We start from the raw sequence: 21650 nt of genomic DNA on the forward strand, positions 1-21650 counted from the left end.
GCTCCCGGGCCTCACTGGTCTCATCGACTGCGCAACCATCCGGTCACCGCCATCCGTCCCATTGGCGCAAAGGGCGGGACATAGGTGACGAGGTGCGATTGCGGCACGCGGAACAGGTTGAGCGCGTTGAAGCGCGGGCGGAAGCCTTCGACCACGTCGCCATCGTCGTCGAGGAACAGCAGATAACCGCCCCAGTCGGGATGCCAGTCATCGCGGGCGAGGTTGAGGACGTAGGCGACCTCCCACCCCTCGGCGACATGACTGTCGGTATGGCGGCCGAGATAGTGGTTCGGCGCAAACAGCGTGGCCTGGGCATCGGCCTTGAACAGGTGATCGATCCCCGTCACTGCGCGCGCCAGATCGAGGAAATCGGGCGTGTTGAGGTGTTCGAGCAGCACCTCATGCGCGCCGCCGGGATCCCAGCCTTCGCGCAGCGTCTCAAGGATCGGGTAATGCGCGAAGCGGAAGCCATATTCGCCGCGCGCTGAGTGTTGTTCGGCGTTGCGGGCAGCCTGCTGGAGCGCCTGCTGGCCTTCCTGTGTGCGGGTTTTTGCGGCGCTGAAGCTCTCCGGCTTCGCGGTGCCCGCGCCCACCGCCATGCCCCACGGCGTGCCCTTGGCGAGCACCAGCAGCAATTCACGCGCGCTCTCCGGCGTCAGCACGTCGCGCACCTGCACCCGGCCCGTCGCGGCGAACCGCTCTGCGAGCGCCGGCACATCGAGCGCGGGATTGAGTTCGAACAACGTCTTCATGCGGCTAGCGGACGCGGCGTCCCTTCACGCCCTTCTGCCCGTCGATACGCAGGAAGTAGCTGCTCATGGCTCCGCTCTTGATCTCGAGAGTCTGGCCGACCTTAGGCCGCATAAGTCGCGCAGGCATCTCGTCCAGCTGCCACTCCGCGCCTTCCGCGGTGGTGATGACGACGCTCCCCTTGACCGGGCGCACCGCAGTAATGGTCGTGTTGAGTGCAGTGAACTCCTCGGCCTGTGCGGGGTCTTCCTTGTCGCTCTTGCCGCCGAAGATGCCGAGATCGGGGAGGCTGAAGCCGAACAGCTTGCGCCGCGTCTCGCGAACCTGCTCTCGGTCGACGACCTGCACATCGCCTTCGCTGCTGGCCGAAACCATCGCAGCCACCGCAGTGTCGTAACAGGCGAGGCGCTCTGCCGGGTCGGACTTGCCCTGACAATCGCGCAGCGCCGCCACATAGGCGCTCTCGCCCTTGTTGTCCTGCGCGGAGAGCGGCGACGCGGCGATCAGGGCGGCGAGCATCACCGGGGCGGCGGCTGCGACACGGATACGGGTCATTATGGTTATCTCCCTCGCGGGCGCGAAGCCCTGTCCTTGCGCCTCTGATTACGCCGCTGTGCGCAACGTGGCAAACCCTGTGCTGCGGATCAGCTATCGTATCCCATCCGCTCCGCCCAGGGCGCCAGAATCGGCATGACCGGTGCAAGCTGATCGGAATATCGCTGCCAGCGGCCGCTGGCGCGGGTGTAGAGCTTCTCGCCGATCTGCGCATAGCTGGCGGTGCGCACGCGGCTGCGGGTGCGCGCGGTTTCCTCGTGAGCGAGCAGGCGGTCGTTCCATTCCAGCCCGAGCCAGGCGACCAGCGGCTGCAATTCGCCCGCCGGGTCTTCGACCAGTCGTTCGTAGCGGACGGTGTGCGCGGCAAGGGGGAAGATCTCCCCCCCGCGATGCCATGCGCGGAACACTGCGTCATAGGTCAGTGCCGCTTCCTCAAGATCGGTGAAGCTGCGCATCGCGTGGTTGAGCGTGAAGTTCGCCATGAAGCAGCTCAGCACCACATCGGCCGGGTGGCGTTCGGCCAGGATGAAGCGCGCGTTGGGGAACAGGCGGTGGATCACCGGCGCGCGCGCCATGTTGAGCGGGTGCTTGTCCACCAGCCAGCGTGTGCCGTCCCACCCATGCTGCATCGCGCTGGCGAAATAGGCCTCGCGCAGCTGTCCGCACTGATCGGAGGTGAGATCGGCAAGATCGACCTTGCCGATCATCCGCAGAACCTCGGCCACCATCGGCTGTTCTTCGAGCACGGCGAGGTCCGGCAGGCCCATCAGCATCGTATCCAAGAGCGTCGTGCCCGATCGGGGGAAGCCGACAAGAAACACCGGATCGCGCCGCGCCGGATCGGGAGTAAGCGGCGGTGCCCAGCGTGCGGCCCATTCCGTGGTCCAGCGCGCGCAATCGGCCTCCACCTCTGCGCGGAAGCTCGGCCCTCTGCGCGGCGGGGCTTCGGCGATGGCGGCGGCATTCATCCGCGCGAAGGCAGCAAAGGCGCGCGGGGCATCGCCGAGCCGCTCTGCGATATTGCCGATCAGCGCCTCGCGCCGGATCGGATGGATGGTCGCCGGGATCGCTTCGGCATAGCGGGCAGCATCCTCGAACCGGCCCTCGCGCTGGGCGAGCCAGGCATGGAGGAACGCGACTTCGGGCGGGCAGGCCGCCGGATCGAGCGCCGCAAGGAAGGCGGCGAGCGCTTCGGTGCGGTTGGTCGCTTCGTACAGCCGTCCGAGTTCGAGATGGGACTCACCGAATTCGGGCCAACGCTGCGTGGCCGCTTCAAGCACCGCGATTGCTTCGTCGAGCAGCTCGTTATGGGCCAGCGCCATCGCCAACTCGGTCTGCACGGCGCGGTCGTCCGGGGCGATTTCTGCGGCATCGCGCGCAACCTTCAGGCGCGGTGCCCCCCGGTCGGCGCGGCGCAGCACGTCGGCAAGGTTGAGATACATCTTGGGTTCGTCCGGCCGATGGGTGATCGCCTGTTCCAGTGCGATGATCGCCGGATCGAAGCGCCCTGCGGCGGCGTGGATGTTGCCGAGGTTGTTCCAGCTCGCCGCATCGGCCGGTTCGGCCTGAAGCACGCGGGCATAGGCGGCAACGGCGGCGGCATGTTCGCCGCGCTGCTGGCGCACCCACGCCTCGATCCGGGCGAGTGCGGGCAACTGTGCGCCGTCCGCGAGGGCGAGCGCTTCATCCTCGCGCCCGGCGGCGAGCAGTGCTTTCGCCAGATCGGCGCGAATCTCGACATCGCCCGGACGCAGCTTTGCCAGTGCCTCAAGATGAGCGACTGCGCGGGTCGCATCGCCGAGTTCCAGCGCGGCAAGCCCTGCGATGGCGAGGAACGGCGCGCCTGCTTCGCTCGCGGCGGCGTGGGCTTCGGCCAGTGCCAAAGCGCCAGCGGCATCGCCCGTCTGCCGCAGACGGATCGCTTCGGCGAGGGCGGGGGCCAGAGCAGCGGGCTGGTTCATCACGGTCAATCCTGTCGGGGGCGGGCAATGTCGAAAGCGACAGTCAGCCGCTCGCCCGCAGGGAACGGGCGCGTACCATGCCACATGGTCGAAGGGAACAGCACGAGGCGGCCGGGCCTGGGCTCGACGAGGCGAAGCGGGGCGAGACCCGGCACCAGATCGCGCACCTCGCCAAGGCTGAGCCAACCGGCGTGATTATCCTCCCCGCGCCCGAGGCTTTCGGGAAGAGCAAGGTAGAGCGCCGAGCTGAACCAGCCCTGCGGGTGGACGTGATCGGTGTGAAATCCGGCGTTCTGGAGGCGCACAGACCATGACCCTGCGATCCGCAGCGGGGCGCGGTGGTGGGGCAGGGTTGGGTGGTCAGGCTTGGGCGGCGGGAGCTGGGCGACATGGCGCTCGACAAGCGCGAGCAGCCGCGCCTTGAGGTCGCGGATAACGGGATCGACGCGCAGCAGCAGGTTGCCATCGGTCTGGGTGCCCCCGCGCACCGACTGGTCGAGCGGGGCGCTGGTCGCGACGTGCAGCGCACGCAGGTGATCGGCAAGGGTAGCCAGCTCGGCAGAGGTCAGGCCGATGTCATACACGCCAACGAGCCGCGGATCGCCCTCCAGCCATTGCGCGCGCGGATCGCCGAGCATTCGCCAAGCCAGCGAGGCATAGGGCCACAGCGCCTGCGCGCCCGGCTGGCCGAGCAGCGGTTCGATTGTCGCGGCGGCGCGTTCGGGCTGGTTTGATCGGATGCGGTGGCGGGCGTGCATCCACGCGGCATGGGGATCTGCGGGCGGGCCAGCGGCGGCGAAGTGCGTGTCGGCAGTGTCAGTGGCACCGGTTTCGGACGCGACATGCCCGGCAAGCAGGCTGAGCCAGAGCGGACTGCCGAGCGCGGATTGCGCTGAGGTGACAGCTGCCCCGGCGCGGGCAAGGTCGCGGGCTTGCAAGGCAAGCGAGATGGAAAGGTGATGAAGCTCGGTAGCGCGGGGGTGGGAGGCGAGGGCTTGCGTGATGCTTGCCAAAGGGTCTTGCCCCATCTGGCCACGAAGGGCGGCAAGGCTGCGATGCCCGTCGGGCCAGAGCGGATTGGCGGCAAGGGCGTGTTCCAGCAGGGCCATGCCTTCGTCAGGCCTGCCTTCGTGCAGCAAGGCTGCAGCATGCCCGAGCAGGACGCCACCGTCTTGCGGTGCAAGCGCGGCAGCGGCCACAAACAGCTCGGCGGCAGGGAAGCCCGCTTCAAGCGCGGTGCGGGCGCAGGAGTGGGCGATCAGCGCATCGCGCGGCGCGAGCCTCGCAGCGGTGCGGAAAGCTTCACAAGCGGTCAGGCTGTCGCCACACGCTCTGGCGGCAAGGCCAAGCAATTGCTGCGCCTGCACGCTGGCAGGGTGGCGCTCGGCGAGCGTGCGGGCGTGGGGCAGCAGCATTTCGGGAAAGTCGGCGTTGATCAGCGCCAGCCCCGATCCCAGCGCCGCCGCCGGGTCGGAGAGGGGGAATTGCGCAATCCGGGCAAGGGCTTCGGCGTGGTTCACGCGGGTCGTATCCCCAAACGAAAATGGCGGACCTCGCGGCCCGCCATCTCGTGTCTATCGAAGCAGACGCTTAGAAATCAAGCGTCACGCCTGCGAAGAGGTAGCGCCCGAGCGAGTCGTACACCTGCGCGTAAACGTTGCCGTTGCACGGACCGGCAGGGCAGGCCTGCGAGCCGGTGGTCGGCGGCGACTTGTCGAAGACGTTGTTCGCGCCGAGGACGAAGTTGAAGTTGTCCCCTGCATCGAAGGTCAGCGACAGATCGAAGTAGTTGACCGCATCGAAGCCAGCCGCACCCGGACGGGCAACGGCATCGCCGCTGCTGGTGTCGCGAAGCGGCGGGCGACACGACGTGGCCGGAGCCGGACCCGCACAACCATTGTTGAACAGGTTGGAGTTCTCCTCAACCGCGTCCAGCGTAACGCTGCTGAAGTAGCGCCAGCGCACCGAAGCACCGATCCCGTTGCGGAAGTTGAACCCGAGACGGGCCTGATGGCGCCATTCGGGGTTCACCGCATTGGTGGCCGAGCAAACGTTGCCGTACAGACCGACGCAGTCATAGGTCTGGTCGAGACCCGGGATGCTGATGCCGGTGTCGGTGACCAATTCATCGAGATAGGTCCCCATGAAGTTGAAGGTCAGCGTGCCGACATCACCGATTTCGGTACGGTAGTTGACCTGGGCGTCGATACCCGAAGTCTTGAACCCGCCGATGTTCTGCGTGATGTTGGTCACGAAGCCATTGGCCGAGCGCCACAGCGAACCCGAAGCATCGCGGTTGATAAGACCGCAGAAGAACGGATCGGCCGTTGCCGTACAGGCGGTGAGAATGGTGTCCGAACCAATGCCCTGAACTGCATCGCTGATGTCGATACTGAAGTAATCGACGCTGGCGGTGAAGCCGGACAGGAAGGTCGGGGTCAGCACCACACCGCCCGTGAAGGTATCGGCCACTTCCGGCGACAGGTCGACGTTGCCGCCGATGAAGCCGTTATACTGGTCAGCCGGGTTCGGAGCGACGAACTGGCCAACGCTCAGGCCCTGGGCAAGACAGCCGGTGTTGGCTGCGGTAATGACCACGCCCGCACAGGGGTCCGACGAGGCATCAAGCGCCACGCGGTTCGGTGCGAACAGATCCTGGATCGTCGGTGCACGCACGGCCCGGTTGTAACCGCCGCGGATGCGGAAGTCGGCAGTCGGGGCGAACTCGCCTTCGATCTTGTAGGTGTCGGTGTTCACCCCGGTGCTGTAATCCGAGTAGCGATAGCCGCCGGTGATCGTGAAGTCATAGACCCAGCTGTCCTGCGCGATCGGGATACGGACTTCGGTGAAGAACTCCTTCACGTCGAAGCTGCCCGAAACCGGAAGCGACGGCGCGCCCTGACCGGCAAGGTCACCCGTGCTGAACGCGGTGTCCGAGAAGAAGTCGAGCTTCTCCTTGCGGTATTCGGCACCGAAGACGACGTCGACGCCCTGGTCGGACCAGGGGGTCTTGAAGCCGTACTCGCCCAGCGAACCCGAAACGAAGGCGCTGGCCACCTGCTCGCTCACGATCCCGCGCGAGAAGCCCGGAGTCGAAAGGTACTGAAGCGAAGCCTGGCTCGGCGCGACGGTACCGGGGGAGAAGATGTCCCACGGCACGCAGTTCGGGTCGGACCCGTCGAGGGTCGAACGGCAAACGGCGTTCACGCCCGGACCCGGATCAATGTCGACGACATCGAGCGCGCGGTTGAGACGCGAGACCGAGAAGTCGTTGAGGTAGGTCTGGGCGTAGTTGTTGCGGCCGTACTGGTAGTAGGCATCATACGACCATGCCGGCGACAGATCACCCTTCACGCCGAGAACGGCGCGATAGCTGACGTGCTGGAGATCGTCCTGACGCGCACCGCCTTCGACGTTGCGGCGCAGGATCTGCGCGAAGCCACGGTTGTAGGTCGAGCCGGTCAAGGGGTCGACGAAGTTGAACGGCGTGGTCGGCAGCAGCGGTTCGCCAATACCGCGATCGATGCGGTCCTGGTTTTCCTGAGCGACATTGCCGGTCACGATGAAGGCGTTGCCCGGCAGCGGGCTGACCAGCAGGTTTTCGTTGTCGCACAGCTGCGCGCGCTGATTGGCCGAAACCAACGGGTTGTCGCAGTTGATCGACAGGGTGTTGCCGAAGTTGCCCGAAGGAGCGATCTGGGCGACCGTGCGGTCGTCCATGAACATGAACTCCATGTACGGCTTGATCGCGCTCGAGATTTCGTAGTCGGCAAAGACGCCGGCCGTGTAACGCTCGTCGGGACGCTGGAAGTAGTTCAGCGGACCGAAGTTGAAGACGCTGTTGCCTTCGAGCAGCGTGCGGTTGGGGCCGAACTGACCGATGGTCGAGGTCAGCGAATCCGCAACGCCATTGCCGTCCGCGTCGGTCAGGACGTCGAAATCGTCGTAGAAGAACACGGTGCCGTTCGCCGAAGTGGCCGAGCCACCGCAGGTGTACTGGCGACCGTCAGCCGGAATTTCGTCGGCACGGCGGGCGCTCAGCGAGCACGCCGAGTAGTCGCGGCGGGCCTGAAGCACCGGATCGATCTTGCGGTAACCGGCATAGGCGGTGACGCGGCCGCGGCCGTCGTCAAAGCTGCTGCCGAAAGCGACTGTGGCGTCAAAGGTGCCGCCATCGGTGACCATGCCGGTCGGGTAGCCGAACCCGCGTGCGTCAAGCGCGCCGCGGATGTTGTTGCTCGCCCGGTTCTGGTGGTTGTAGACGCCATAGTTGGCGTTGATCTTGAAGCCTTCGAAGTCGGTATCGAGCACGAAGTTCACAACGCCCGCGACCGCATCGGCACCATACACCGACGAAGCGCCGCCGGTCAGCACGTCGACGCGCTCGATCAGAGCGGCGGGGATCGCGTTGATGTCGGCAGCCGAGGTGCTCGGCGTGCCCGGCATCAGGCGGCGGCCATTGACCAGCACCAGCGTACGCTCGGCACCAAGGCCGCGCAGGTTGAGGGTCGCCGTACCGGTCGAGCCGTTCGAGACGCTACCACCCTGCGCCGCAAAGACCTGCGGCAGCGAGTTGATGAGGTCTTCGGTACGGGTGGTCCCGGTGATCGCGAATTCTTCAGCGGTCACGACGGTGACGGGGCTGGCCGATTCCAGGTTCGGCGAGCGCAGACGCGTACCCGTAACGACGATGGCTTCGCCGGGGGCTTCGCTTTCTGCGGTGGTATCAGTGGTTACGTCAGCATCCTGCGCGAATGCAGGGGCCCCGACTGTAAGCGCGATTACGGCGGTTGCCGCACCGGCCTTGAGAAGCGCGTGCTTCCTCATAGTGGTCTTCCTCCTCTAGGTTTGACCAAGTCATTGACACTTCAAGCGTCAAGGGCATGTGACATCTACGTCAAATAGCCCCCTCCGGCCTCCTGCATCGGCCAACCCCATGGACAGCGCAATTTCAATGTCGTGAGGGCGCGACGCTTGCTTCTGCCATGTATTATATATGCAACAGTTGGAAGATGAGGCGTGTTGTGTGCGCGATGAATGCCCGATCATTTTGATCGCTTGATTTGGGCTCGCCCCTTCAATAGGCGGTGGGCCAAGCGAGTGGCGAAGCGCAACTGATCTGGCCACGCGCGGCCCGTCTCACGGGCTGAGGATAGAGGAGAGATTCATGACCACAGCTTATATCGTCGAAGCCGTTCGCACTGCCGGCGGCCGCCGTGGCGGGCGTCTTGCCGGAGTGCATCCGGTCGATCTGCTTGCCAAGTCGCTTGATGCCATTGTCGAGCGCAGCGGGATCGATCCCAAAGCTATCGACGACGTGGTGACCGGCTGCGTTTCGCAGGCCGGCGAGCAGGCGATGCAGGTCGGGCGGATGGGCGTGCTGGCCAGCAAGCTGCTCCCGCAGTCGACCCCCGCCGTAACGATCGACCGGCAGTGCGGCTCCAGCCAGCAGGCGATCCAGTTCGCCGCGCAGGCCGTGATGAGCGGCACGCAGGACGTGGTGATTGCCAGCGGCGTCGAAAGCATGACCCGCGTGCCGATGGGCTCCAACGTCACGCTGCACATGAAAGAAGGCCTCTACAGCAAGGCCGCCGGGATCGAGGCAAAGTTCCCCGGCATCAACTTCAGCCAGTTCATGGGCGCAGAGATGATCGTCCAGAAGCACGGATTCTCGAAGGATGATCTGGATCGCTTTGCATACGAAAGCCACCAGCGGGCAATTGCCGCCACCAAGGCCGGAGCCTTTGAGCGCGAGATCGTTGCTGTGGAGATCGAGACGGCGGAAGGCACCCAGATGCACACCGTCGATGAAGGCATCCGCTTCGATGCTACGCTGGAAGGCATCGCCGGGGTCAAGCTGATCTCGCCCGACGGCGCGCTGACTGCGGCTTCGGCGAGCCAGATCTGCGACGGATCGTCTGCCGTGCTGGTGGTCAGCGAAGCGGCGCTGAAGGCCCATGGCCTCACCCCGCTGGCGCGCATCCACAACCTCACCGTGACAGCGGGCGATCCGGTCATCATGCTGGAAGAACCGCTGTTCGCCACCGACCGCGCCTTGCAGCGTGCGGGCCTCAGCATCGACGATATCGACCTTTACGAGGTCAATGAGGCCTTCGCCTCGGTGCCGCTCGCGTGGCTCAAGCACACCGGCGCCGATCCGGCCAAGCTCAACGTCCACGGCGGCGCGATTGCGCTGGGCCACCCGCTGGGCGCATCGGGCACCAAGCTGATGGCGACGCTGGTTCACGGCCTGCGCCGCCACGGTAAGAAGTATGGCCTGCAGACGATGTGCGAAGGCGGCGGCGTCGCTAACGTGACCATCATCGAAGCGCTCTAATCCCCCCCTGTCTGAGAGGAAAACCAATGGAAGTTTCAGCCAATACCCCTGCCGTCGTCACCGGCGGTGCCTCGGGCCTCGGTGCGGCCACTGCTCGTGCCCTGGCCGCCAAGGGCGCCAAGGTCGCGATCTTCGACATGAACGCAGAAAAGGGCGAAGCGCTCGCCGCGGAAATCGGCGGCGTGTTCTGCCTGGTCAACGTCACCAGCGATGCGGACGTCGATGCTGGTTTCGCCAAGGCGCGCGAAGCCCACGGGCAGGAGCGTATCCTTGTGAACTGCGCCGGGATCGGCAACGCGATCAAGACCGCCAGCCGTTCCAAGGAAGACGGCTCGATCAAGCATTTCCCCGTGTCGGCTTTCGATTTCGTCATTCAGGTCAACCTGATCGGCACCTTCCGCTGCATCGCCAAGTCGGCAGCAGGCATGATGAGCCTCGATCCGCTCGACGAATTCGGTGAGCGCGGGGCGATCGTCAACACCGCGTCGGTGGCAGGCGAAGACGGCCAGATCGGTCAGGCGGCTTACTCCGCTTCGAAAGCTGGCGTGATCGGCATGACGCTCCCCATCGCGCGCGACCTCATGAACGAGGGCATTCGCGTGAACACCATCCTGCCGGGCATCTTCGACACCCCGCTGCTCGCCGCCGCGCCGCAGAATGTGCGCGATGCGCTGGCCGCTTCGGTGCCGTTCCCCAAGCGCCTGGGGATGCCGGGGGAATATGCCAAGCTCGCCATGACCATGATCGAGACCGGCTACTTCAACGGTGAGGACGTGCGTCTCGACGGTGCCATCAGAATGGCCCCTCGCTAAGCGATGTTTCACGTGGAACCCGTCTGCAAGGCGGGTCTGGCGGGGGTCTAAGGGGGGTCTAACCGGGGTCTGACCCCGATCTGGACCCACCTGACTCACCTCAAAAGAAGTCCTCGCTTTTGCGGGGGTTTTCTTTTGCGTGGCTCGTGGCATCACACACGGCAAAGCAGGAGAGGCACTTCCATGACCACCTATACCCAGATCATCGTCACCAAGGCCGATGGCATCGCCACCATCACGCTCAACCGCCCCGACAAGATGAACGCCTACACCCGCACCATGGGCCAGGAGATCATGGCGGCGATGGACGATATCGACGCCGATGACGCGGTGCGCGCGGTGATCTTCACGGGCAGCGGAGAGCGGGCATTTTGCGCTGGCGCCGATCTGACCCCCGAGGGTGGCGGGCAGGTATTCTCCGATCCGACCGAGGTGAAGGATCTGTCCGACCCCAAAGTGCGCGACGGCGGCGGGCTGCTGACGCTGCGCCTGTTCGAGAGCAAGAAGCCGCTCATCTCGGCCTGCAACGGTGTGGCCGTGGGCGTCGGTGCGACGATGCAGCTCGCCATGGACATCCGCCTCGCCAGCACCACCGCGCGTTACGGCTTTGTGTTCGCGCGGCGCGGGATCGTCCCCGAGGCCGCATCGAGCTGGTTCCTGCCGCGCATCGTCGGCATCCAGCAGGCTCTCGAATGGTGCTACACCGGGCGCATCTTCGATGCCGAGGAAGCAAAGACCGGCGGCCTTGTGCGATCGGTCCATGCGCCTGAAGACCTGCTCCACGCCGCCCAGAGCCTCGCGCGCGAGATTGCCGACAATACCTCGGCCATTTCGGTGGCGATGACGCGGGCGATGATGTGGCGGCTGATGAGCGCCGATCATCCGATGGAGGCGCACAAGATCGACAGCCGCGCCATCTACCGCCTCAGCCGCGGCGCGGACGCCAAGGAAGGCATCGCCAGCTTCCTTGAAAAGCGCAAAGCCATGTACCCCGGCAAGGTCAGCGCCGACATGCCCGATTTCTACCCGTGGTGGGACGAGCGCCCCTATGAATGACGATGATGCCGGCGCTGGCGCGGGCGATCTGGCGGGGTTCCTGCCCTACCAGCTTTCGGTCGCTTCCAACGCGGTCAGCGCGCTGATTGCCGAGCGTTACCGCAAGCGGTTCGGCCTCAAGATTCCCGAATGGCGGGTGATGGCGGTGCTGGGGGACGCTGAGGCGCTCGGGGGCAGCCTGACCCAGCGCGATCTGACTGCGGCAACGGTGATGGACAAGGTCGCGGTCAACCGCGCGGTCAAGGTGCTGGAAGAACGCGGCCTCGTCGCGCGCGTGCCCAATCCGGGCGATGGCCGGTCGCACCTCTTGGCGCTGACAGGCGAGGGGCGGGGCATCCATGCCGAGGTCATGCCCCTTGCCCGCGCCACGGAAGCCGATCTGCTTGCCGGATTGGCGGCGGACGAGGAAGCGTCCCTGCGCCACCTGCTGGGCCGCTTGCGCGAACGCGCGATGCGGCTCGCCAGTGAAACGCGCGAAGGGCCGGAGCAGGGGTAAATCCCGCTCCGGCCCCGCGTTGTGGGTTGGGTATCCCGCCTTATTTCGGCGCGTTGATCAGGTTGTCCGAGATCGAACAGGTCGCCGGTCCGAGAATGACCACAAACAGCGTGGGCAGAATGAACACGATCAGCGGCACGGTCATGATCGCCGGGAGTCGCGCGGCCTTTTCTTCGGCGCGCATCATGCGCTCGTTGCGGAATTCGGCCGACAGCACACGCAGCGCCGACGCAAGCGGAGTACCGTAACGCTCGGTCTGGACCATGGTCGTCACCACGCCCTTCACCGCTTCAAGATTGACGCGGTAGGCGAGGTTGTTGAACGCCATGCGCCGTTCGTTGAGGAAGCTCAGCTCGATCGCGGTCAGAGCGAATTCGTCGCCCAGTTCGGGATAGGCGCGGCCCAGTTCCTTGGCGACGCGGTTGAAGGCGGCGTCGACGGTCAGACCGGCCTCGGCGCAGATCACCAGCAGGTCGAGCGCGTCGGGCAGGCCCTTCTGGATTTCCTTGGTGCGCTTGGCAGCCTTGTTGCTGAGGAACAGTTCCGGGCCCTTGTAGGACAGGAACACCGAGATCGCGAACGCGCCCAGCCGCTGCATCGGGCCCCAGTCAGGCCAGAAATCGAAGAGGTAGATCAGCGAGCCCATGATGCCGCCGACAACCACCGGCAGGATCGCGCGGGCACCGATGATGATGACCGCGAATTCCTTGTTGCGGTAACCCGCGTACGCCATCTTCTGCTGGATCGTCTTGATCTGGCTTTCCTGAAGGACGTTCAGGCGGTCGAGGCTGCTCTTGACCTTGTCGGTCGTGTCGGTGCGGCGCACCAGGCTGGTACGCTTCTTTGTCGCCGAGGTGACGATGCCTGCCTTGAGCTGTTCGCGCCGTGCCTCAAGCGCGCGGACGCGCTTGGCCATCGGATCGCGGATCGTGACGGCAGCGTAGATGGCCAGAACCATAGCGAAGGCGGCAAGGCCAGCCAGCAAGGTGCCGACGAGCATGACGTCGAAGCCGAGCAGGTTTGGGCCGACGGGTTGGTCGATCATGATTTGGTGCCCCCCACCCTTAGATTTCGAAACTGACCATCTTGGCCATGATGAACACGCCAAGGCCCATCCACACACCAGCGCCAAGGCCGGTTACGATCAGACGATCGTCGGTGAAGAAGGTGCTCATGTACTTCGGGTTGATGTACATGATCGCACCGAAGACCAGGAACGGCAGCGAGCCGACGATATAGGCCGAAGCCTTGGATTCCGAGCTCATCGCCCTGATCTTCAGCTTCATCTGACCACGCTTGCGCAGCACCTCGGCAAGGTTCGACAGCGTCTCGGCGAGGTTGCCCCCCGTCTCGCGCTGGATCGCAAGTGTGATGGTGAAGAAGTTGAATTCGGCGATGCCGAGCTTGTCGGCGGTGTCCTGAAGCGCATCTTCCATGGTCTTGCCGACCTTGATGCGGTCGATCACTGCCTTGAATTCAAAGCCGACCGGGCCGGGCACTTCGGTCGAGACGATCTGGAGCGTCTCGGTCACGGGCAGGCCCGAACGCAGGCCGCGCACCAGCAGTTCGATGCCGTCGGGGAACTTCGAGATGAAGGCGTTGGTGCGCTTGTTGATCAGGAAGCCGACCACGAAGTGCGGGATACCTGCGCCGACGAACAGTCCGAGTCCGAGCGAGAGAATCGGCGCCCGGCTGAGGATGAAGACCACCACCGCGACGCCCAGCGCCAGGCCGATCGAGCTGTAGACGTATTGGGAGACAGTCCAGTTCTTGCCGGTGCGGTTCAGCCGCACGGCGAGCGCGTCCATCCGCGAGCCCGAGCCGGCGACCTTGTAGGTTTTGGGCTTGCGCGCCGCGATCGCCCGCTTGAACTGGGCGTCGACCTTCGCGTCGAGGCTTTCGGAGTGACGATAGCGCACCGCTTCCACGCGGCGCTTCTGGGCCTTGGCCACGCCGGAGCCGGTGACAACCGCGTAGCCCGCGACGAGTACGCCGAAGATCACCAGCGTGATGAGCAGGGTTTGGAGAAAGTCCATGCCGTAGTTTCCTGCCTCGGTCCGCCGGGCTTCGGCGGTTGGTTGTCCTGTATCTCCGCGCCGGGCGAGGGGAGGCGTGCTGCCGCCCTCGCGCCCGCGCGGGTCCCGATTTAGTCAGCCTTGGTCAGATCGACCTTGGGCTTCTTGGCGAGCATCGCCTTGATGTCGAAGTTGCCCAGCAGCGACTTCTTCTCGCCCGTCATGGCGATCATTTCGTCGGTGCTTACGCCCATCACGCGTTCGGCGATCTGGCGCATGGCGGCGCTTGCCTTGCTCGAACGGTTGGCATCCACGAACACCTGACCCAGCTTGGCCGCGTTCGATGCTGCCTTGATGTCGTAAGGCACCACGAAATCGACCTTGCGTTCGATCGAGGCTTCGAAATCGGCTTTGCTGATCTCGGCGAGGCTCGGCTGAACCTTGTTGGCGACGATCATCGGATGCGCATGGCTCGCGTTGCTCTTGAGCCATGACAGCAGCCGGATCGTGTCGCGCGCCGAGGCGAGGGTGAACTCGCAGGCCAGCACCACCAGATTCACGTCAGCCAGAAGCTGCGGGAAGTTGATGAGCATGTTGCGCGGCAGATCGATCACCGTCATCTCGAAGGCCTGCCGGAACTCGTCCTCCAGCTGCACGAAGGCCGAACCATCGGTCATCAGCGGCTGGTTGATCGGAGCTTCGGCGGACAGGATCGACAGGTTTTCCCCGGCACGCACCATCGCACGTTCGATGAACAGCGGGTCGATGCGGCTCGGGTTCTCGATCGCGTCGGTCAGGCCGCGGCCCGGTTCCAGATCGAGCGCCAGAGCGCCGGTGCCGAAGTGCACATCGAGATCGAGCAGTGCGGTCGGCGACTTGTGCTGTTCGGCGAACAGCCAGGCCAGCGAGGTGGCAAGGGTGGAGGCACCCACGCCGCCGCGCGTTCCGACGATCGCCGTCGAAATGTGGCGCTTGGCCGCATCGGCATCGCCGGCCTTGGGCGACATGAACACTGCCAGCGCCTGATTGAGCGCATCATGCACCTGCTGCGGCGACAAGGGCTTGAGCAGGTAGTCATGGATCCCGCTCGACAGCAGGTCGCGGTAGAGGCGCACGTCGTTGACCTGGCCGATGGCGATCACCACCGTTCCCGGCTCGCACACTTCAGCCAGCGCATTGATGTCGTTCAGCGGATCGCCGCTTTCCGACAGGTCGACCAGCAGGATTGCGGGCGAGGCGCTGACCGAGAGCGATTGCACAGCATTGCGCAGGCCGCCCTTGTTGCACTTCTCCGGCTGCCAGCCGAGTTCGATCACCACGGGACGGATCACGTCCAGCGAGCTATCGTCGCAGATATAGGCCGAGAAGGGATCGCGATTGCCGGGCAAGCCGGATTTCCAGGGAGCATTCATGGCTTAGTTACCTCCTCCGGTCGCTGCGGTTCCGGCATCCTGCAGGCCATCCTTGCCCGTGGGTGCCATCTCGCGATAGGTCGAGATCGCCTTGTTCGAGGTGGCGATCACGGTTTCGCTTGCGCCCTTCTTGCCCTCGAGCAGATCCTGCGGATCGGCGATCATCGCAGCCAGGTTGCTGTTGATGGCGCAGCCGTAGCCCGGGCTTGTGGCGTTGTTGTAATTCATGTCGGATTTGGCCGACCAGTCGGGGCAACCCGGCACGCTCGCCGTGGCACGGGTGATGACCACGCGCGCCTGACCCGGCTGGAGAAAGCCGGAGGTGACCGGAGCGGTAGCGCTCAGCATCAGGCCGTAACGGGCGGCCAGATCGCTGATCGCATTGGCGACGGCGGGGTTCTGGCCCGGGTTTTCGATCGCGATGCGATCCCCGTAGCGCAGGTCCATCGTCTCGAACCAGCCGTTGAGGCGCTGCTGTTCGGAGATCGGCAAGCCCGCCGTGGTCGTCGCCACATCAAGCGTCATGTTGGTGCGTTCCACCACCGGCTGCTTCACGCTGTAAAGCGCAGTGTTGGTGGGCATCCCACCGCAGCCGGCCAGGCCGAGGCCGAGCGTCAGCGCGAGAGCGAGCTTCGCTTGGGGGGCAAGCACGCGGGCCAGCCGGATTTGTCGTGCATTGGGCATCGAAGTCACCTTTCTCACGTTAGAGGCTGAAGCCCGGGGTTGCGGCGACGCTTGCATTCGCTTCGCGCTCGGGACGGCGGCTCTTCTTGTCTGCGCGGCGCGGCTTTTCCTCGCCGTTCGGGATGATCAGGGCCGGGTCGGCCTCGCTCACCTTGGGTTGCGGCGCGTCTGGCTGCGACGAGGTCGGGCCGGGGCGTTGTTCGCCCGAGATACCGGCGTTGTCCTGATAGCCGAGCAACTGCTGGATCTCGTTGGCTGCACGATAGCCATCGGTCGGCAGCTTGATGTCCTTGGCGTCGACCGGCTTGACCAGATAAGGCGTCACGATGATCACCAGCTCGGTCTCGCCCTTGCGGAACTGCCGGCTGCGGAACAGGTTGCCGAGGATCGGCACATCGCCCAGACCCGGCGCCTTTTCGAGCGCATTCTGCGAGTTGGCGCTCATCAGCCCGGCGATCATGAAGCTCTGGCCCGAGCCGAGCTCGACCGTCGTTTCCGTGCGGCGGGTGGTGATGGCGGGCACCTGGAAGTCGTTGAGCGTAATCGCGCCCTGGGTCGAAAGCTCCGACACTTCGGGACGCACGCGCATCGAGATGCGGCCGTTCGAAAGCACTGTCGGAGTGTAGGCGAGGCTCACGCCGAACTGACGGAACTGCACCGTCACCTGGCCGAGGCCCTGTGCGATCGGGATCGGGAATTCACCGCCCGCAAGGAAGGTCGCGGTTTCACCCGACAGCGCGGTGAGGTTGGGTTCGGTGATGGTCGTCACCAGACCCAGCCGCTCCGACAGGTCGAGCGTTCCGGCCATGTCGATGCCGAACATCTTGCCCAGACCGGCAAGGGTCGTGCCTTTGCTGGTGATGACTGATGTGCCATCGGAACCCTCAGTCACGTTCACGCCAGCCAATCCGCCGGGGCTGAACTGCGTCACCGCGCCGCGGCCCGAGCCGACGCCAAACTTGAAGCCGTCGGTCCCATCCGCAGAGGTCAGGTTGGCCCCGATTTCGCGCAGCAGGCTGCGGCTGACTTCGGCAAACTTGACGTGCAGGTTGACCTGCAGCGGGGTTGCCGTCTTTAGGCGGCTGATGACATTGGCTTCCTTGCCGAGGAAGGCGCTGACCAGCCGTTCGGCCTCGGCAGCGTCTTCAGGTGCGCCCACGGTGCCGGTCAGTAGCACCGTGTTGGTGCCCATCGTCGACACGCTCACCTTGGCGTCGGGCATCGCCATGGCGAGCATCTGGTCGATGCTGCCGATGTTCGAGCCGACCCGGATGTTGGCCGAGAAGATCACGTCGCCGCGATCATTGCTGGCGTAGATGGTGGTTTCCCCGCCCGCCTTGCCGAACACGTAGAGCTGGCGCTGCGACTTGATCTGGATGTCGGCGACTTCGTCATTGGCGACGAAGACGTCGGCCATGTTGCCAGGCACCGTCACCAGTTCGCCCTTGCCGATCGACAGGACGATTTCCTGCGCCGGGCTGACGACCTGCTGCGCGGTGGCAGTGGCCGCCGGCATTGCTGCCATCGGCACCGCGGAGATCGCAGCAACCAGCAGCTTGATCTTGAAATTGCGTGTCATGGGTTTGCCCCCCTTGGGCTTGGAACGGTTCGCCTGGAAGGCAGGCACGTGGCCGGTCATGGTGAACGACATGGTCCTGATCCCCCCTTAGTTGATCACGGTCGAACGGGCGGCCGACAGGCCCTTGCCGCTGCCGCGCAGACCACTCGATTGGCTCGAGATGATCGCGGTGCTGTTCGCCCTGGCGCTTACGGGCGCTTCCGACGTTTCCTTGCCGCGGGTCACCCGCACGCTCGGGCCGACATAGACCGGAGCTGCGCTGCCGCCGCCCGAACCGCTGCTACGAGCGGGAGCCGGGGAGTCTGCAGTTGCCATCGAACGGCGCTGTTCCTTCACACCGGGGGTCGAGCGCTGGAAGCGCGAGACATCTGCCCCGGTGACGAAGCTCACACCCTTGTCGAGCGGCTGGGCGGCCGCAGCCTTGAGCAGACGCTCTTCTTCTTCAGGCGAAGCATTGGGCGGAATGACCACGCTGCCGGAGGCGAGCGCACGTTCCAGTTCGGCCGGATTGTCCGAAAGCGAGCGCAGCGCGAGCGAGATTGTCCCGAAGGTCTGGGCCACCGAGATCTTTTCCGCGATCTTGGGCGTTGCCTCCAGCGTAACGGTGCTGAACTGCGTCACCACGGTCTTGCCGGTTTCATCGGTGGTCTTCTCGGTCGTCTGGTCAGTTGCCAGCACGCGCAGGTTGCGCACGATGGTTTCTGCCGCACGCAGCGGTGCACCTTCGTCGTTCGGCGGGATTTCTTGGCTGAGGACCAGATCGACACGGTCGCCCGGGAAGATGAAGCCCGAGACACCGGTCGTCGCCGACACCGGCACCGTCACGGCGCGCATGCCCGGCCCGAGAGCCGCTGCGAGGAAGCCGCGGTCACCCGGAGCCACCAGTGATCCTTGCGTGACAGGTTCGCCCGCAGTGATCGGATAACGGACCACGGTGCCCAGCAGCTTGTTCATGTCGGCCTCGCCGTCGATGAAGTAAGCGTCCTGCACCAGCTCCTTGGGCCAGGGCTGGAAGCCCAGCGCATCAGCGGTGATGATCGTGCCAGCGGTCAAAGCCCGCTTGGCAACCAGAACACGCGGGCCTGTGGGCACAGAGGCCTCGGCATTGGGGGCAGAGCCTCCAGCGAACATGCTACGCGCGGCAAATGCGGTTCCGATCGCGATGATCAGCGCGCCGAGCAGCAGTACCAGTTTCTTCCTATCCATGGCTCAATTAGCCCCCTCGTAATTGCCCTGGGTTTGGTTAGCGGGCAGGTATGGTTGCAGTTCGTAAGGCATGACTGGTTAAAATCGGGTTATGCTGCCTGAACCGCAGTCGCGGCGCCCGGCAGATAATGGGTCGCCAGCACCCACAGGCTGCCGAAAGCGATCGCCACGCCATAGGGCAGGCGGCCCGGAGTCTTGGGTTTGAGAATCACGCGGCGCAGCACAAAGGCGACCGCCAGCGCGCCGCCGAATAGCGACATCACCAGCAGCATCTGAATGTAGCTTAGGGGCGTGAACCACAGCGACAGCGCCGCCAGCAGCTTGATATCGCCGCCCCCCAGAATGAGCACGTTGATGCGATAGCCGATATAGGCAATCCCGATCAGGATCGCCGATACGATCGCACAGAAGATCAGCTGCCAGCCCACGCCCGGCCACAGGTCTAGTCCGCTCGCCCACCAGAACAGCGGAGCCACCAGCGCGATCGCGGCGTTGAGCCAATTGTCGATCTGGCGGCGGCGCACATCGGTGAACGCGGCAAAGACCAGCGCAATTGCCAAGGCGACCAGCAGACCGTAGGAAATGGAACTCATCGACTTCGTGCCCCCGGGCAAGGCCGCGCTCCCCGCGCTGGCCGTCCTTCATTGGGACACTGCTACAGGTTATGACTTACCAAATAGTAACCACACTCTTCAGCCACAGGCGCGCGATTATGGGAGCCATGCGATGATCGACCGCCGGGCCATTCCCCCCTACGCGCAGGAAAGCACCTGGGCCGCTGGCGACGGGCACGCCATCCGCCGTATCGACTGGCCGGGCGGCGAGCATCCGCGCGGCTCGATCCTGTTCCTGCCCGGGCGCGGCGACTTTTACGAAAAGTATCTCGAGACGCTGGACGAATGGCACCGCGCCGGCTGGCGGGTGACAGCATCGGACTGGCGGGGGCAGGCGGGTTCGGGACGACTCGGCAAGGACGCGGTCACCGGCCATATTGATGATTTCGGCACCTGGATCGATGATCTGGCGCTGTTGTGGCAGCGCTGGACCGCCGAAACGCCGGGGCCGCATGTGCTCGCCGCGCATTCGATGGGCGGGCACGTGGTGCTGCGCGCGCTGGTTGCGAAGCGCGTAACCCCCGATGCGGTCGTGCTGAGCGCGCCGATGACCGGCATGAACGGCCCGCCGCTTCCCCTGCCAATCCTCCATGCGGTGGCGCGGACGATGTGCCGCCTTGGTGATCCCGCGCGTCAGGCGTGGAAGTGGAGCGAGAAGCCGGGCGAGCTTCCGGCAAAGCGCGCCAACCTGCTCACCCACGATCCCGTCCGCTATGCCGACGAGCAATGGTGGCGTGACAATCGCCCGCAGCTGGTGATGGGTCCGGCCAGCTGGCGCTGGGTCGAGCGGGCTTACGCCTCGTGGATGGAGCTGGAAAAGCCCGGCGCGCTTGAAGGCGTCGATGTTCCGGTGCTGATCGTCTCGACCGCGTCGGACAAGCTGGTCAGCCACCCCGCCAATCTGCGCGCCGCCGCGCGCTTGCCGAGGGGCGAGATTCTCGCGCTCGGCGCCGAGGCGCATCACGAGGTGCTGCGCGAAGTCGATTCGGTGCGCGGGCGGATCACGGGCGTGATCGCGGACTTCCTCGACCGCTCGGCACCGCGGAGAGCTGCGGCGGCATGATCTACGATGTCGCCGTGATCGGCGCAGGGATGGCAGGTGCGAGCATCGCGGCCGAACTTGCCCCCCATGCCCGCGTGCTGCTGATCGAGGCAGAGGACGCGCCGGGCTATCACGCCACCGGGCGGTCAGCCGCCTTCTGGGAGGAATGCTACGGCGGCCCCGGCGTGGTGCCGCTGACCCGCGCTTCGGGCGCTTACCTCGCCGAACACGGTTTCCTCACCCCGCGCGGTGCGCTTTATGTCGGGCGCGCCGAAGACCGCGCGGCGATGGACGCCTTCCGCGCCAGCTATGCCGGAACCGGCGTGAACATCGAGCCGCTGTCGCCTACCGCGCTGGCGGACCGCGTGCCGCATATCCGGGCTGAGTGGAGCGAGGCGCTCTACCAGCCAGCCTGCGCCGATATCGACGTTGCCGGACTGCACCAGCACTATCTGGGCCAGGCGCGGCGACTCGGAGTCGAGGTCGCAACGCGCGCGCAGGCCGCGGGCCTTGTCCGCGAGAGCGGAGCGTGGACGATCACCGGCGCGCGCGGCGAGACGTGGCGCGCGGCAACCATCGTCAACGCGGCGGGGGCATGGGTAGACGAGGTTGCGCGCTTGGCTGGCGTACGCCCCGTCGGGATCGCGCCGTGCCGCCGCACTGTCGCGGTGCTGCGCGTGGCACCGCACGCGCCTGCCGATCTGCCGCTGGTGCTCGACATCGGCGGCGGCTTCTATTTCAAGCCCGATGCGGGGCGGCTCTGGCTGTCCCCCCATGACGAAATCCCGAGCGAGCCGTGCGACGCCGCCCCCGAGGAGATCGACGTAGCCATCGCCATCGACCGCTTCCAGAACGTCACCGACTGGCGGATCGAGGCGGTGGAGCGCCGCTGGGCGGGCCTGCGCAGCTTCGCGCCTGACCGGATGCCGGTCTATGGCTTCGATCCGGGCGCCGAGGGCTTCTTCTGGTTTGCCGGGCAGGGCGGGTTCGGCATCCAGACCGCCCCCGCCGCCGCGCGGCTGGGCGCGCAGGTGCTGCTTGGACACGGGCCTGACGCAATGACGGCGGAGATTGATCCCTCCAGTTTTGCTCCGTCGCGCTTGGCGGTAGCGCTACAATCGGCCTAGGCAA

General features: G+C 65.4%; 18 protein-coding genes. 6 read left to right on the forward strand and 12 right to left on the reverse strand.

The features are described 5' to 3' along the window. Positions 1-20: 20 nt before the first annotated feature. The 5 genes from KVF90_RS07795 to KVF90_RS07815 form a co-directional block, all read right to left on the reverse strand. Complete coding sequence (locus tag KVF90_RS07795; protein WP_264394281.1) at positions 21-752, reverse strand: 2OG-Fe(II) oxygenase; 732 nt, start codon at positions 750-752, stop codon at positions 21-23. A gap of 4 nt (positions 753-756) precedes the next feature. Continuing rightward, a complete protein-coding gene (locus KVF90_RS07800) occupies positions 757-1305 on the reverse strand; it encodes a type VI secretion protein (protein ID WP_264394282.1) in 549 nt (182 codons plus the stop codon). Between the two features lie 89 nt (positions 1306-1394). Beyond that, the gene (locus tag KVF90_RS07805) at positions 1395-3266 is read right to left on the reverse strand and encodes a tetratricopeptide repeat-containing sulfotransferase family protein (RefSeq protein ID WP_264394283.1); all 1872 of its coding nucleotides are present in this window, start codon (positions 3264-3266) and stop codon (positions 1395-1397) included. A gap of 5 nt (positions 3267-3271) precedes the next feature. Beyond that, on the reverse strand, positions 3272-4786 hold the full coding sequence (locus tag KVF90_RS07810; RefSeq protein ID WP_264394284.1) for a putative 2OG-Fe(II) oxygenase: 1515 nt from the start codon (positions 4784-4786) through the stop codon (positions 3272-3274). 70 nt (positions 4787-4856) lie between these two features. Next, positions 4857-8093 carry a TonB-dependent receptor domain-containing protein gene (locus KVF90_RS07815; RefSeq protein ID WP_264394285.1) on the reverse strand — a complete coding sequence of 1079 codons (3237 nt, stop codon included), beginning with the start codon at positions 8091-8093 and terminating at the stop codon, positions 4857-4859. A gap of 340 nt (positions 8094-8433) precedes the next feature. Between KVF90_RS07815 and KVF90_RS07820 the strand changes: the two genes are divergently transcribed. From KVF90_RS07820 to KVF90_RS07835, 4 genes are all read left to right on the forward strand, one after another. Then, a complete protein-coding gene (locus tag KVF90_RS07820) occupies positions 8434-9603 on the forward strand; it encodes an acetyl-CoA C-acetyltransferase (protein WP_264394286.1) in 1170 nt (389 codons plus the stop codon). Positions 9604-9629: 26 nt separating this feature from the next. Further along, complete coding sequence (locus KVF90_RS07825) at positions 9630-10415, forward strand: SDR family NAD(P)-dependent oxidoreductase (protein WP_264394287.1); 786 nt, start codon at positions 9630-9632, stop codon at positions 10413-10415. A 183-nt stretch (positions 10416-10598) separates the two neighbouring features. Further along, entirely contained in the window at positions 10599-11471 is an 873-nt protein-coding gene (locus KVF90_RS07830; protein ID WP_264394288.1) for a crotonase/enoyl-CoA hydratase family protein, read from the forward strand. Then, positions 11464-11967, forward strand: coding sequence for a MarR family winged helix-turn-helix transcriptional regulator (locus KVF90_RS07835; protein WP_264394289.1), 504 nt, complete (start codon positions 11464-11466; stop codon positions 11965-11967). Before KVF90_RS07830 ends, KVF90_RS07835 begins: the two co-directional genes overlap by 8 nt. A gap of 40 nt (positions 11968-12007) precedes the next feature. Here KVF90_RS07835 and KVF90_RS07840 read toward each other — a convergent pair whose 3' ends face one another. The 7 genes from KVF90_RS07840 to KVF90_RS07870 all read right to left on the reverse strand — a co-directional run bounded on the left by KVF90_RS07840 (position 12008) and on the right by KVF90_RS07870 (position 19456). Continuing rightward, complete coding sequence (locus KVF90_RS07840; RefSeq protein ID WP_264394290.1) at positions 12008-13012, reverse strand: type II secretion system F family protein; 1005 nt, start codon at positions 13010-13012, stop codon at positions 12008-12010. A 19-nt stretch (positions 13013-13031) separates the two neighbouring features. Further along, a complete protein-coding gene (locus KVF90_RS07845) occupies positions 13032-14003 on the reverse strand; it encodes a type II secretion system F family protein (RefSeq protein WP_264394291.1) in 972 nt (323 codons plus the stop codon). Between the two features lie 110 nt (positions 14004-14113). Continuing rightward, positions 14114-15394, reverse strand: coding sequence for a pilus assembly protein CpaE (locus KVF90_RS07850; protein ID WP_264394292.1), 1281 nt, complete (start codon positions 15392-15394; stop codon positions 14114-14116). Between the two features lie 3 nt (positions 15395-15397). Further along, complete coding sequence (locus KVF90_RS07855) at positions 15398-16078, reverse strand: CpaD family pilus assembly protein (RefSeq protein WP_264394293.1); 681 nt, start codon at positions 16076-16078, stop codon at positions 15398-15400. A gap of 19 nt (positions 16079-16097) precedes the next feature. Continuing rightward, entirely contained in the window at positions 16098-17657 is a 1560-nt protein-coding gene (locus KVF90_RS07860) for a type II and III secretion system protein family protein (RefSeq protein ID WP_264394450.1), read from the reverse strand. An 87-nt stretch (positions 17658-17744) separates the two neighbouring features. After that, the gene (gene cpaB, locus KVF90_RS07865) at positions 17745-18863 is read right to left on the reverse strand and encodes a Flp pilus assembly protein CpaB (protein WP_264394294.1); all 1119 of its coding nucleotides are present in this window, start codon (positions 18861-18863) and stop codon (positions 17745-17747) included. 89 nt (positions 18864-18952) lie between these two features. After that, positions 18953-19456: a prepilin peptidase gene (locus KVF90_RS07870; protein WP_264394295.1), complete on the reverse strand. Its 504-nt coding sequence runs from the start codon at positions 19454-19456 to the stop codon at positions 18953-18955. 133 nt (positions 19457-19589) lie between these two features. On the opposite strand from KVF90_RS07870, the gene KVF90_RS07875 reads away from it, so the two are divergent. After that, positions 19590-20540: an alpha/beta fold hydrolase gene (locus KVF90_RS07875; RefSeq protein ID WP_264394296.1), complete on the forward strand. Its 951-nt coding sequence runs from the start codon at positions 19590-19592 to the stop codon at positions 20538-20540. Beyond that, positions 20537-21646 carry an NAD(P)/FAD-dependent oxidoreductase gene (locus KVF90_RS07880; RefSeq protein ID WP_264394297.1) on the forward strand — a complete coding sequence of 370 codons (1110 nt, stop codon included), beginning with the start codon at positions 20537-20539 and terminating at the stop codon, positions 21644-21646. The genes KVF90_RS07875 and KVF90_RS07880 overlap by 4 nt, the downstream gene beginning before the upstream one ends. The last annotated feature ends 4 nt before the right edge of the window (positions 21647-21650 follow it).

Source organism: Porphyrobacter sp. ULC335, assembly GCF_025917005.1.
Lineage (GTDB): Bacteria > Pseudomonadota > Alphaproteobacteria > Sphingomonadales > Sphingomonadaceae > Erythrobacter.